The organism is Rhodocaloribacter litoris, assembly GCF_011682235.2.
GTDB lineage: Bacteria > Bacteroidota > Rhodothermia > Rhodothermales > ISCAR-4553 > Rhodocaloribacter > Rhodocaloribacter litoris.
On sequence record NZ_CP076718.1, the window covers coordinates 882412 to 895727 of the forward strand.

Consider the following 13316-nt stretch of genomic DNA (forward strand, 5'->3'; position numbering starts at 1 on the left):
CATGATCCCTGTACGCTGGCGGGAGGCCCTCCCCTCCCCCGGCCGGATACGCCGCCGGTGCGTGATCCTTGGCCTGGTGCTGTTGCTGGCGGCTGCCCTGCCGAGCACGCCGGCGCTGGGGCAGACGGCCGCCTCGCCGCCCCCCGACACGACGGCCACCGCGGGCACGATGCCGTCGCTCGGCCTGTTTCCCCGGGTGCAACTCGTCGACGGCGGCGGCGAAGACTTCGCGCTGCCGATCCAGCTGCTGCTGCTGCTGACGGTCCTGACGCTGGCCCCGGCGATCATCATCCTGATGACCAGCTTCACCCGGCTGGTGGTGATCCTGGGCATTCTCCGCCAGGCGCTGGGTATTCAGCAGGCCCCGCCCAGCCAGGTCCTCATCGGGCTGGCCCTTTTCCTCACCCTCTTCATCATGTACCCGGTCTTCCAGCGGATCCACGACGACGCCCTGCAACCCTACGTCGCCGGAGAAATCGGCCAGCAAGAGGCGCTCGACCGGGCCACCCGTCCCCTCAAAGGCTTCATGCTGGCCCAGACGCGGGAAAAAGACCTGATGCTCTTCATGGACATGGCCGCCATCGGCACGTTCCAGTCCGCCGACGAGGTGCCGCTGCACGTGCTGGTGCCGGCCTTCGTCATCAGCGAGCTGCGCATTGCCTTCCAGATCGGCTTCATGATCTTCCTTCCCTTCCTCATCGTGGATCTGGTGGTGGCCAGCGTGCTCATGAGCATGGGTATGATGATGCTCCCTCCGGTGATGGTCTCGCTGCCGATCAAGCTGCTGCTGTTCGTGCTGGCCGACGGCTGGTATCTGATCGTCGAATCCGTAATCCAGGGCTACGCGCTCCCTTAATCCATCCTCCCCATGAACACCGACGTCGCACTGTACTGGGCCCAGGAAGCCATGAGGCTGGCGTTGATGCTGACCCTGCCGCTGCTGGGGGCCGCCCTGCTGGTCGGGCTGGTGGTCAGCCTGCTGCAGGCGGTCACCTCGATCCAGGAGATGACGCTCAGCTACGTTCCCAAGATGCTCATCGTCGGCTTCATCCTGCTGTTTCTGGCGCCCTGGATGGTTCAGATGCTGATCGACTTCACCGTCAACGTCTTCGCTTTCATCCCGAGCGTTTCGCAGTAGCGGCCGTGCCCCGTGTCGTACCTCGATCCGGCATATTACCTCGGCGTCTTTCTGGTCTTCGTGCGGATCGGCGGGTTGCTGATGGCCGCGCCCTTCTTCGGGCAGCCGTCCGTGCCGGTGCGGTTGCGCGTGCTCATCGCCGTGATGATGGCCTACCTGCTCGTGGGCTTCACCCCGGCCCCGCTGCCCGAAAGCGTCTTCCATCCCTTCGGCCTGATGGTCGCGGTGGGGATCGAGGCTCTCACCGGGGTGGTGCTGGGGCTGGCCAGCCAGTTCATCTTCTGGGCCCTGCAGTACGCCGGGGACGTGCTGGGTTTCCAGATGGGGCTCAGCCTGGCCGAGGTCTTCAACCCGGCCGACGGGCAGTCGACCAACCCGATGGGCCGGCTCTTCCTGATGACGTTCCTGCTGGTCTTCATCCTGCTCGACGGCCCCCATTACCTGCTCTACGCCCTGATCGCCTCCTTCGACGTGGTGCCGCTGGGCGGGGCCGGCCTGGCCGCCGCCGGGCCCCTGATGCTCGACTGGGCCGGCAGGCTCTTCGCCACGGCCCTCCGGCTGGCGGCCCCCTTCATGATGACCTTCTTCCTCGTCGAAGCCGCCCTGGGCATCTTCGCCCGCGTGGTGCCGCAGGCCGACCTCTTCTCGCTCAGCCTCCCGCTGAAGCTGCTGCTCGGGCTGGGCCTCGGCTACCTCTTCCTGCAGAACCTCTTCCCGATCATCCCGGGCTTCATCGACCAGATGTACGACGACCTGCTCACCCTGGTCGAGGCGCTCGCCGCAACCGGCCCCTGAAAGGCGCCGGGGGAAATCCTTTCCCGGAAGCGGGCGGCTTTTCCGTGCGGGGCCGTACCGGCGGGCCCGCACTCCCGTTCTCCGGCGGGCAGCGTCCTGGCATCTTTTTTTCACGGGGCCCTCTCCGACCCCACGTGAGGTACCACCGATCCTATGGCGGACAAGCAAGACAAGCAGTTTGACCCGACCCCCCAGCGCATCAGGAAAGCACGGGAGGAAGGCAACCTGTTTCGCGCGCAGGAGATGGTGTCGGTGCTTTCGCTGACGACCGCCATCGGCCTCCTTGCCCTGGGGCTGCCGTCGGCGTTCGAACAGCTCAAGGCGATCACCCGCCGCGTCTTCCTGGCGTCCGGCACCACCACGCTGGACGTCGAGACGACGCTGGCGCTCGTCGTCGAGATCGGGTTCAAGGTGCTGGTGCTGCTGCTGCCGTTCATGCTGGCCCTGACGGTCACCGGCATCGGAGCGAACGTCCTGCAGTCCGGCTGGAACTTCACCACGAAGCCGCTGACCCCGAAACCGAGCCGCATCAGCCCCCTGAAGGGGTTACAGCGTATCTTCTCGGCCCGGGGGTTGTTCACCACCCTCAAGTCATTTCTCAAGATCCTGATCGTCGGGCCGGTGGCCTACCTGAACATCAGCGGGCGGTTGCCGGAGCTGTTGATGCTCCACACGTTGCCCGTCGGGGACATCCTGGGCCTGGCCTCGCACTGGATCCTGGTTCTGGTGGCGCAGCTGCTGCTGGTGCTGCTCGTCCTCTCGGGTATCGACTTCGCCTTCGAGAAATGGCGGTACAAGGAAGACCTGAAGATGAGCAAGCAGGAGCTACAGGACGAGCAGAAGGAGGCCGAAGGGGATCCCCGGGTGAAGAGCAAGCGGCGGCAGTTCGCCCTCAAGCTGGCGCGGCGCACCCGGCTGGATCACGCCGTGCTGAAGGCCGACGTCGTCGTCACCAACCCGACGCACTACGCCGTGATGCTGCGCTACGACCCGGCAGAGGCCCCCGCCCCGGTGGTCCTGGCCAAGGGGATCCGCAAACGGGCGCTGCGCATCAAGGAGCTGGCCCGGATGCACGGCGTCCCGATGGTCGAGGACCGGCCGCTGGCCCGCGCCCTCTACCACACCGTGGAAGAGAGCCAGGAGATCCCGGCCGAGCTCTATCCGGCCGTGGCGACGATCCTGGCCGAGATCTACCGGAAGCGCCGGCAGGCCGCCTGACCCCGTTAACCCGAGCCGCAGACCCCGGTGTCCAACCTCACCTCATCGCCTTCTCTACCGCAGCCGGACGGCTTCCGGCTGGTCAACACCGAGGCGCTCATCGCCAGCGCCGTGGTGCTCATCCTGTTCGTGATGGTGGTGCCGCTGCCCAGCTTCATGCTGGACCTGCTCCTGGCCACCAACATCGCCATCAGCCTGGCCATCCTGCTGACGGCTTTCTATGCCGTGCGCCCGCTGGAGTTTGCCATCTTCCCGGGTCTGCTGCTGATGACGACGCTCTTCCGCCTCTCGCTCAACGTCGCCTCGACGCGGCTGATCCTGAGCGAGGCCGATGCCGGCGCCCTGATCCAGGCCTTCGGGCAGTTCGTCGTCTCGGGCAACTACGTGGTCGGGACGATCATCTTCCTGGTGCTGGTGATCATCAACTTCGTGGTCATCACGAAAGGCTCCGGGCGGATCGCCGAGGTGGCGGCCCGCTTCACGCTCGACGCCCTGCCCGGCAAGCAGATGGCCATCGATGCGGACCTCAACGCCGGCCTGATCGACGAGCAGGAGGCCCGCCGGCGTCGCGAAGACATCGGGCGGGAGGCCGACTTCTACGGGGCGATGGACGGGGCCAGCAAGTTCGTCCGGGGCGACGCCATCGCCGGGCTGGTCATCACCGCCATCAACATCGTGGGCGGCCTCGTCATCGGGGTGACGCAGCACGAGATGACCTTCGGCGAGGCTGCCGGCACCTTCACGCTGCTCTCCATCGGCGACGGCCTCGTCTCCCAGATCCCGGCCCTGCTCATCTCGACGGCCGCCGGCATCATCGTCTCCCGCGCCAGCGACGAGGCCAACCTGGCCCAGGACTTCAAAGGGCAGCTTTTCAGGAAACCCCATCCGATCTTCATCACCGCCGGCTTTCTGCTGCTGCTGGGGCTGGTGCCCGGCCTGCCGCTGTTCCCGTTCTGGCTCCTGGCCGGCATGACGGTGCTCGTCGGGCGGGCCCGGCTGCAGAGCGTCCGGCAAGAGGCGCAGGAGGCCGCCCGCCGGGCCGAAGCGGCCGCGGCCGAGGAGGAACCCCCGGAAGAACCCGCCGACCTGCTGCTCGTCGACCCGCTCGAACTCGAGATCGGCTACGCGCTGATCCCGATCGTCGACCCGAACCAGCGGGGGGACCTGCTGGAACGGGTAAAGCTGCTCCGGCAGCAGGTGGCCCTCGAGCTCGGCATCGTCGTCCCGCCGGTGCGCATCCGGGACAACGTGACGCTCCCGCCCAACCGGTACGTCATCAAGCTGCGGGGCAACCCGATCGCCGAGGGCGAAATCCTGCCGGGCTATCACCTGGCCCTGCTGGGGGACGAATCGATGCCGCCGCCGCCCGGCGTCCGCGTCCAGGACCCCACCTTCGGCCTGCCGGCAGTATGGATCGCCGAGCGCAACCTGCCCGAAGCCGAGCGGCAGGGGCTCACGGTCGTCGAAGCGCCCGCCGTGGTGACGACCCACCTGCTCGAAGTGCTGCGCAAACACGCCTACCAGCTGCTCGACCGGCAGGAAGTCAAAAAGCTCATCGACAAGGTGAAGGAGAAAACCCCGGCGCTGGTCGAGGAACTGGTACCCAACCTGCTCAGCCTGGGTGCCATCCAGAAGGTGCTCAAGCGCCTGCTGCAGGAACGCATCCCCGTGCGCGACCTCGTCACGATCCTCGAAGCCCTCGCCGACCACGCCCCCGGCACGAAAAACATCGACGTGCTGACCGAATATGCCCGGGCTGCGCTGGCTCCGACCATCACCCGCCAGTTCACCGGGGACGACGGCAGCATCCACGTCTTCGTCCTCGATCCTCATCTGGAACAACACTTGCTCGACAAAGCCCGCAACGGGGAGTTGAACCCGAACACGCTGGGGCTGGAGCCGCAACGTGCCGAGAAGCTGATCCAGGACGCCGACCGCCTGGTCAAACAGCTCATCGGTGACGGACGGCCGCCGGTGCTGCTGACCTCCCCCGTCATCCGCCCGACCCTGTTCAACTTTTTCTCTCCCATGGTACCCGACCTCGCGGTGCTTTCCTACAACGACCTGGTCTCCGACGCCCAGGTCGAGGTCAAGGGCCAGCTCCGGCTCACCTGAACACCCGCCGCGCTGAAATCTTCGCAGGAGAACCCGCATGCACGTAAAAACCCTGACCGGACCAAGCATTCACGCGTTGCTGGCCGAGGCCCGCACGCGCTTCGGCGACGACGTCGTACTGCTCGAATCGGAGCCGGCCCGCGGTGACCGGCCGGCCCGTATCACGGTGATGACGGACCGGCTGCCGCCGGCTTCCGAAGCCCCGCCGGCCCGGGAAGAACCGGCCCTGGCGCTCGTGGCGGATACCGGCCTCGCCGAAGTCGCGGCAGGCGGCGCCTCCACCCCGGGCGAACCCGTACGGGCGGCCGGCTACGGGTACCGCAAACGCCCCCTTCACCGGACCGAGACGACGCGGGCGGAGCTCTCCCCGGAGGCCGTCCCCGAGCCGCCCCGCACCCCCGGCCGGGACAGGCTCTTCGTCCCACCCGCCCCCACCGCTTCGACCGACGCCGGGGGGACCGACCGCGTCGCCGCACGGCTCGACCGGCTGGAAGAACGCCTGGCCGCCTTCGAACACCGGCTCGGCAACGCCCTCATAGGCATGAGCCAGCCCTGGATGGGCCTGCCGGTCTACGGGCGCCTGCTGGCCGCCGGCCTGCGCACCCGTACCCTCACCCGCCTCTTCGAGCGGCTCAGCCGGGACGGATTCGGGCCGGACGAAGACCCCGCCCGGCTGCAATGGGCCGTGGCTCACCGGCTGCGGGAGATGCTGAACGTCCCCAGCCCCCGAACGTGCGACGGGACGCAGCTCTTCATCGGTCCCAGCGGCGCCGGCAAAACGGCCCTGCAGATCAAACTGGCCAAAAACCCCCGCTTCCTGGGCCGGCACCAGACCTCCGTCATCGTGATCCGGCCCGAGGAAGAAACGGACCTCTGCTACCAGAACCCCGTCGAACTCTACCGGCGTTTCGACCTGCCCACGCAGACGGTCGCCTCGCCGGCGGAGATGGAAGCCGCCATGGAGCGGGCACGGCGGTTTGCCTACGTCCTGATCGACACGCCGCCGATGCCGCTCCGGCTCCCCGAAGCACGGCGGTTCCTGGAACGGCTCATCCACATCACCGCCCCGATCACCCCGCTGCAGGTTCACCTGGTCCTGAACGCCGCCGGCCTCCTCGACGGCTTCACCCCGGACTTCCTGGGGCGCCTGCCGCTGCACCCGGACACGCTCGCCCTCACCCACCTGGACGAGGCCGGCACGCTCGGCCATGTGGCCGAATGCCTGATGGCCCTCCAGCTGCCGGTCCAGTTCACCACGGACGGCCCCGGTGCCCTCGACCATATCCGTAGCTACTCCGCCACCTGGTTCGTCGAGGAGCTACTGGGCCTCCGCATCGTCGAGCGGGACACCGCGCCGGCGGCCTGGTCGCTGCTCTGAGCAACGTTTGCCCTCCCCAACGCATCCGTTTTCCCCTTCCGTATGAAACGACGCCCAATGATCCTGGCCTTCGTCAGCGGCAAAGGCGGTGTCGGCAAAAGCGTTCTGGCCGTCAACCTGGCCGAGACGCTGTGCCGGCAGGGCCACCGCGTCGCCCTCCTCGACGTCGACCTGGGGCAGGGGGCCTGCGCCGTGCTGCTCAACGAAACCCCCGTGGCGAGCGTGCTGGACGCCGTGCGAGGCAAGGCCCGGCTCATCGAGACGCTCCACGAAACCACGGGCGGCTTCACGCTGGTGCAGGCCGTGGCCGAAGCCGCCGGCGCCGACGGGCTCGAACACAAGCTCTTCCGGGAGCTCGACACCCTCCTGGGCGACCTCCGGCGCACACACGACGTCATCCTGCTCGACGCGCCGGCCGGCGTCGACGGCGCCGTGCGCTGGGCCCTGGACCGCGCCGACCTGGGCCTGCTCGTACTCGTGGGCGAGCCCACGGCCATCGCCGACGCCTACCGCCTGGCCAAGTTCGTCTGGCAGAACGACCCCGCCTACCCGCTGGGGGCCCTCGTCAACTACGCCGAAGACGAGGCGGACGCCCGCAGCGTGGCCGAGCGCTTCTCCCGGATCACGGCCCACTTCACCGGACAGGAAACATTGTACTTCGGCTGGGTACCTTTTTCCGCGCACATCCGCCGCTCGGTCCGTGAACAGTGCCCCGCCGTCCGCACGTTTTCGCCGGTCGCCAGGGTCTTCGACCGCCTGGGCCGCGCCCTCACCGCGGGCCGTCCGGTGCCGCTCGAGGCGCCCGCCTCCTGAAGAAACCGCCGTCTTTGCCGCCGCCGGCCCGCCTTCCCTCCCCGCCGTGCCCGAACCATCCTCCCGCCCGCCCCGGCCCGCACCTGCACGCGGCCCGCGCCGCCCGCACGGAGAGCCTTTCGCGTGGCATAATCCTTGCGGCCCTGCCGGTTGTCCCGATGCATCCCGTCGTTCCAAAAGTCTCTGATCGTCTTTCTTCGTTGCCGATGCGTGCCCTCTACACACAGTTCAGCGGTCTGGTCGGTCTGCTCACGTTCCTGAACCAGTTGATGCAGGAGGCCCCGCTGGAAAAGACCGTGTACGTGGGCCTGTGTGCCGGTCTGACCGTCTACGTGGTGCTCATTCTCGGGGACGTGGCGATTCACCGGATCCTGGAAAGCGCAGCCGGCCTGCAACAGGCCTCGCAGGCGGCGTCCGGAGACGCCGCGGGACAGCCGGACGACCGCGCCCCCTCGTCCCGGCCCGCGCGATCGAAGGCCCCGGATGCCCCCCCGGTGGCCCGCTCCGAAGACCGTCAAAACAAAGATGCCCAGACCGTTTGACCCCGGCCCAGCTGGCTAAAACCGGGCTTATAATTTTCCTGTGTTCCCATGGCTCAAGACCTACAAGCCCACGCTGTACGATACGCGCGAGAGCCCAACGAAGCCAACCGCGAAGCCGTGGTGCTTGCCGCCATCCCGCTGGTGCGCTCGGTGGTCGGCCGCCTCAGCATTCCCGACCATCCCCTGGCCACCCGGGAAGACCTGGAAAACGTCGGCATCCTGGGGCTGCTGCAGGCCCTGGAAGGCTATGATCCCGAGCGGGGTACGCCGTTCGTCTCCTACGCCTACGGCCGCATCCGCGGCGCCCTGGTAGACTACCTCCGCTCCATCGATGCCCTGCCCCGGGAACGGCGCCGGAAGCTGGCCGAAGCCCACCAGGCCCTCGACACGCTCCGCCAGGTCCTCGGCGCCGAACCCAGCGACCAGGACGTGGCCGACTACCTGGGCATCTCGCTCGTCGAATACCACACCCTGCTGCGCGATGCGCAGTGCCGCTTCTCGCTCTCGCTCCATTCCCCCGTCGACGTCGACGGCGAACAGATCGTCCTCGAAACCATCCCGAACGAGGACACCTTCCAGGCCTTCGAACAGATCGACCGTGCCTCGCTGCGGGAATACATCCAGACGCTGATCAAGGAATTGCCCGAGCGGGAGCAGACCATCCTCGCCCTCTACTACTTCGAAAACCTCACCCTGCGCGAGATCGCCGGGCTGATGAACCGCACCGAGGCGCGCATCTCCCAGATCCTCGGCAAAATCCTGATGACGCTGCGCACCCAGCTCACCCGCGCCCAGTCCCGGGCGGCCTGATCCGCCTCCTCACCGGCCGGCGCTTCGCCGCACCGCGCCCGCCCGGCCCGCCTGCGTAAAGGTTGCGCGAAAGGCTGAACAATTCCGGCACGGCACAGTATATTACGGGCTCTGGAAAAATTCAGCGCGGCGCGGCCCGAGACCGATCCCGCCTGGCCCGGCCGATCCGCTCCGGCAACCCGCGCTTTTGCACGATCCCAGTCTGTGTGGAGGTGTATTCATGGGTGTGATGAACAAGATGCGCGAGAATACCGGAGTGGTCCTCTGGATTCTCGTCATCGCTTTCGGTGTGATCTGGGTGCTCCAAGACGCCGGCACGTTCGACGTCGTCGGCAACCTGGGCAACCGGCTCGGCTCGGTCGACGGCGACATCATCACCGTCGAGGAATACCAGCAGGCGGTGCAGGCCCAGCTGGACGCCTACCAGCGCCAGAGCGGCGGCGAGGTGCCCCCCCAGATAGCCGACCGGATCCGCGACCAGGTCTTCGACCAGATCGTGGAGAACCGGCTCCGGGAGAAAGAGATGAAGCGCCTCGGCATCGACGTCTCGGACCAGGAGCTGGTCGACATGGTGCTGGGAGACGACCCGCATCCCCTCATCAAACTGTACTTCGGAGACGGCCAGGGCGGCGTCGACCGGGCCGCCCTGGAAAGCTTTCTGGCCAACCCGGACGCCAATGCCTCCTGGATTCAACTCGAGAACATCCTCCGCGCCCAGCGCCGCCAGGAGAAGCTCGACAACCTGATCACGGCCACCGTGCGCATCCCGGAAGCGGAGCTGCGGAATGAATACCTGCGGCGCAACCGCAAGGTGGACACCCGCTTCGTGGCCCTGCGCTATGCCGCCCTGCCGGACGACTCCGTCCAGGTGACCGACCGCGACCTGCGCAACTACTACAACGAACACCGGGAAGACTTCCGGCGGGAACGGTCCTACACCCTGCTCTACGTGACCCTGCCGAAGGTCCCGACCGCCGGGGATACGGCCGCCGTCGTGAACGACCTCCAGAGCCTGCGGGAAGCGTTCGCGCGGACGGACAACGACTCGCTTTTCCTGGCCCGCAACGGCTCGGAACGCCCGTTCACGGACGCCTACTTCCGGCGCGACGAGCTGGATGAGGCCCTCGCCGAAGCCGTCTTCGACGATCCCCGGCCCGGCGAGTTGATCGGCCCCATCTTCTCCGGCGACCTGGTCCACCTCGTCAAGATCCTCGACGTGCGCCCGGCCGAGGAGACGGCCGTGCGCGCGCGCCACATCCTCTTCCGGGCCCCCGAAGGCGACGCCGAAGCCCGTGCCGAGGCCCGCCGCCAGGCGATGGACGTCCGCCGCGAGTTGCTCCGCGGTGCCGACTTCGCCGAAATGGCCCGCCAGCACTCGGCCGACGGCACCCGCGCCCGGGGCGGCGACCTGGGCTGGTTCGGCCCGGGCCGGATGGTCGAGCCCTTCGAGCAAGCCGCCTTCAACGCCCGCGTCGGCGAGATCGTCGGCCCCGTCGAGACCCAGTTCGGCTACCACCTCATCCAGGTGACCGAACGCGCCGACAAAGAGGTGAAGCTGGCCGACCTGGCCCTGCGCATCCGCACCAGCATCGCCACCCTGAACGAGATCCAGGAAACGCTCGGCGACGTGCAGTACTTCGCCGGCGAAAGCGGCGACTTCCGGGCCGAAGCCGAACGGGCCGGCCTGGAGGTCCGCACCGTACAGGTACAGGCGGACCAGCAGTTCATCCCCGGCATCGGCAACAGCACCACCCTGCGCAACTTCCTCGAACGTGCCGAGCCGGGTGACGTCTCCGACGTGATCGAGCTCGACGAGCAGTTCGTCGTGGTCCAGCTGGAGACGGTGACCCCGGAAGGTTATCGCCCGTTCGAGGAGGTCCGCGCCCAGATCGAACCGCGCGTGAAGAACCAGAAGAAGGCGGCCATCCAGAGCCGGCGGCTGCGCGAAGCCCTGGCGGCACACGGTTTTGACGGGCTGGCCGCCGCCCTGCCCGGCGCCATCGAACAGACGGCCACCGGCCTCTCCTACCAGAGCGTCACCGTCCCCGGCCTGGGACGCGAGCCGGCCTTCGTCGGCACGGCCCTCGCCCTGAACGAAGGAGACGTCTCCGACGTGATCGAAGGCAACAACGCCGCCTTCGTGCTCCAGGTGACCCGGGTGGAGGAACCGCCCGCCCCCACCGCTGCCGACCTGGAGCAGCTGCGGACGACCCTCCTGCGCCAGCGGCAGAACCTGGTCCGCAACCAGTGGATCACCGCCCTGCGGGAAGAAGCCGACATCACGGACAACCGGCGGTTCTTCTTCCAGTGATCCCCACGGCGATCGGTACCGGCGGAAACACCCGGGGCATGTCGACCTTTCGGCATGCCCCTTTCTTTATGCACCGGGCGCTCCGGTGCAACGAACGCCTCCTTTTTCCGAATACCGGCCCGGAACCCGCTCCCTTTCAACCCGACCCGCTCGCTCCATGAACCACCCGTTCCTTCCCCGCACGTACACACCGGCCCTGCTCTGCGCCACCCTCCTGCTCGTTCCCACGCCTGGCCGGGCCCAGACGGCCGAAGCCGAGGTGCGCCAGGTCATCCACCAGCTCTTCGACGGCATGCGGGCCGGCGACAGCACCATGGTCCGCGCCGTCTTCGACCCCACCGCCCGCCTGGTGACCACCTTCACCGATGCCGACGGCACCCCCTCCCTCCGCGAAGGCTCGGTCGACCGCTTCGTGCAGGCCGTCGGCGCACCCCACGACGAGGTATGGGACGAGCGCATCTGGGATCTGGACATCAAAGTGGACGACAACCTGGCCGCCGCCTGGATGAAATACGCCTTTTTCGCCGGCGAACGCTTCAGCCACTGCGGCGTTAACGTGTTCGTCCTGGCCCGTCGCCCCGACGGCTGGAAGACGGTCTACCTGGCCGACACCCGCCGCCGTGGGGACGCCTGCGAGATGCCTCCCGACCGGTAACACCGACCTCCATGGCCGAACCCAAACGCGCGATCTTCGCCTCGGGCTGCTTCTGGGGTACCGAATACCATTTCCAGCGTGCCCCCGGTGTCCTCTCCACCCGCGTCGGCTACACCGGAGGCCACAAGCCCAACCCGACCTACCGCGACGTCTGCTCCGGCACGACGGGCCATGCCGAGGCCGTCGAGGTGTACTACGACCCGGAAAAGACCACCTATGAGGCGCTGGCCCGGCTGTTCTTCGAAACGCACGACCCCACGCAGGTCAACCGCCAGGGCCCCGACGTCGGCGAACAATACCGCTCCGCCATCTTCTACCTGGACGAGGAGCAGAAGGAGGTGGCCGAGCGGCTCATCCGCATCCTCCGGGAGAAAGGCTACGACGTCGCCACCGAGGTCACCCCGGCCTCGACCTTCTGGCCGGCGGAATCCTACCACCAGAAGTACTACGAGGCCACGGGCAAAACCCCCTACTGCCACGTCTACACGAAACGTTTCTGACCCGCTGCGCAGCAGGCTGCGGCCGACGCGACGCCCGGCAGACGACGCCTACCCTTCGGCTTCCTGCACCGGGAGCTGCAGGGTGCGGGGATCGACTTCGAACGTACCCCGGTAGACCACCACGGCCGGTCCTTCGAGGTAGAGCCCGTCCATGCCCGGCCCGTTCCAGCCGACGGTGAGGACGCCCCCGGGCATCCGGACCTCCACCACGCCCGCCGCCACCCATCCGCGCAGCCGGGCCACCAGGGCGGCCGCCGTGGCCCCCGTGCCACAGGCCAGGGTCTCCGCCTCGACCCCCTTCTCGAACGTCCGTACCCGAAGCCGGGCCGGCGTCTCCCCGCCGGCCTCGACGACCTCGACGAAGTTCACATTCGTCCCGTCCGGGGCAAAGGCGGCCGCGTGCCGGATGGCCGCCCCGCGCTCGGTCACCGGCACCGTCGCCACCGAGGGCACCCGGCAGACGGCATGGTGCGTTCCCGTCCAGATGTAGTCGGCCGGCCCGCCCTCGCCGGCGCCGAGGCGGTCGGGGTGGTAGGCCTCAAACGGGGGCATGAAGAGCCGGACGGGCGCCTCGGGGTCGGCCGGCACACGGGCCCGGTAACGCCCCGAGACCGTCCCGAAGACCAGTTCTTCCCGGTCGATCCCGGCCATCCGGGCAAAGCGCGCCAGGCACCGCGCTCCGTTGCCGCACATGGCCGGCGAACCGTCGGCATTCAGGTAGCGCATGAAGAAGTCGTCCCCCTCCGGCGCGGGCGCCTCCAGGGCCAGCAGCCCGTCCGCGCCGATGCCGGTACGCCGGCGACACCACCGCCGGGCCAGCGCGGCCAGTTCATCCGGGTGAAAGTTGAAGAACCGGTTATCGATAACGATAAAATCATTGCCGGCCCCGGACATCTTCGTAAATTCGACGATGAGCTTTCGGGTGATCATCGGATCTGACGGCGGCGAGCAGACGACATCCACCGGAAAATAGGCGCGTTCGGGCACCATTGCCACGCCACGCCGTACAATACGCACGGGATTCATCTGGCGCCGGGACGC

At 67.9% G+C, this 13316-nt stretch carries 13 protein-coding genes; 12 read left to right on the plus strand and 1 reads right to left on the minus strand.

Annotated elements, in window-relative coordinates; genetic code table 11:
- Position 1 precedes the first annotated feature (1 nt).
- The 12 genes from fliP to msrA all read left to right on the plus strand — a co-directional run bounded on the left by fliP (position 2) and on the right by msrA (position 12275).
- The gene (gene fliP, locus GQ464_RS03710; protein ID WP_228350567.1) at positions 2–856 is read left to right on the plus strand and encodes a flagellar type III secretion system pore protein FliP; all 855 of its coding nucleotides are present in this window, start codon (positions 2–4) and stop codon (positions 854–856) included.
- 12 nt (positions 857–868) lie between these two features.
- Positions 869–1138, plus strand: coding sequence for a flagellar biosynthesis protein FliQ (fliQ, locus tag GQ464_RS03715; RefSeq protein ID WP_166974737.1), 270 nt, complete (start codon positions 869–871; stop codon positions 1136–1138).
- Between the two features lie 12 nt (positions 1139–1150).
- The gene (fliR, locus tag GQ464_RS03720; protein ID WP_166974734.1) at positions 1151–1933 is read left to right on the plus strand and encodes a flagellar biosynthetic protein FliR; all 783 of its coding nucleotides are present in this window, start codon (positions 1151–1153) and stop codon (positions 1931–1933) included.
- Positions 1934–2086: 153 nt separating this feature from the next.
- Entirely contained in the window at positions 2087–3151 is a 1065-nt protein-coding gene (flhB, locus tag GQ464_RS03725; protein ID WP_166974731.1) for a flagellar biosynthesis protein FlhB, read from the plus strand.
- Positions 3152–3178: 27 nt separating this feature from the next.
- Entirely contained in the window at positions 3179–5266 is a 2088-nt protein-coding gene (gene flhA / locus GQ464_RS03730) for a flagellar biosynthesis protein FlhA (RefSeq protein ID WP_228350568.1), read from the plus strand.
- A gap of 37 nt (positions 5267–5303) precedes the next feature.
- Positions 5304–6644, plus strand: a complete 1341-nt coding sequence (locus tag GQ464_RS03735; RefSeq protein ID WP_166974728.1) for a flagellar biosynthesis protein FlhF — start codon at positions 5304–5306, stop codon at positions 6642–6644.
- Positions 6645–6686: 42 nt separating this feature from the next.
- A complete protein-coding gene (locus GQ464_RS03740; protein WP_166974725.1) occupies positions 6687–7457 on the plus strand; it encodes a P-loop NTPase in 771 nt (256 codons plus the stop codon).
- A 206-nt stretch (positions 7458–7663) separates the two neighbouring features.
- Complete coding sequence (locus tag GQ464_RS03745; RefSeq protein WP_166974722.1) at positions 7664–7999, plus strand: hypothetical protein; 336 nt, start codon at positions 7664–7666, stop codon at positions 7997–7999.
- 48 nt (positions 8000–8047) lie between these two features.
- A complete protein-coding gene (locus GQ464_RS03750) occupies positions 8048–8809 on the plus strand; it encodes a sigma-70 family RNA polymerase sigma factor (RefSeq protein WP_166974719.1) in 762 nt (253 codons plus the stop codon).
- A 238-nt stretch (positions 8810–9047) separates the two neighbouring features.
- On the plus strand, positions 9048–11120 hold the full coding sequence (locus GQ464_RS03755; protein ID WP_228350569.1) for a peptidylprolyl isomerase: 2073 nt from the start codon (positions 9048–9050) through the stop codon (positions 11118–11120).
- Positions 11121–11277: 157 nt separating this feature from the next.
- Positions 11278–11775 carry a nuclear transport factor 2 family protein gene (locus tag GQ464_RS03760; RefSeq protein WP_166974716.1) on the plus strand — a complete coding sequence of 166 codons (498 nt, stop codon included), beginning with the start codon at positions 11278–11280 and terminating at the stop codon, positions 11773–11775.
- A gap of 11 nt (positions 11776–11786) precedes the next feature.
- A complete protein-coding gene (msrA, locus tag GQ464_RS03765; protein ID WP_166974713.1) occupies positions 11787–12275 on the plus strand; it encodes a peptide-methionine (S)-S-oxide reductase MsrA in 489 nt (162 codons plus the stop codon).
- A 48-nt stretch (positions 12276–12323) separates the two neighbouring features.
- Here msrA and dapF read toward each other — a convergent pair whose 3' ends face one another.
- On the minus strand, positions 12324–13205 hold the full coding sequence (gene dapF / locus GQ464_RS03770; protein WP_166974710.1) for a diaminopimelate epimerase: 882 nt from the start codon (positions 13203–13205) through the stop codon (positions 12324–12326).
- Positions 13206–13316 lie beyond the last annotated feature (111 nt).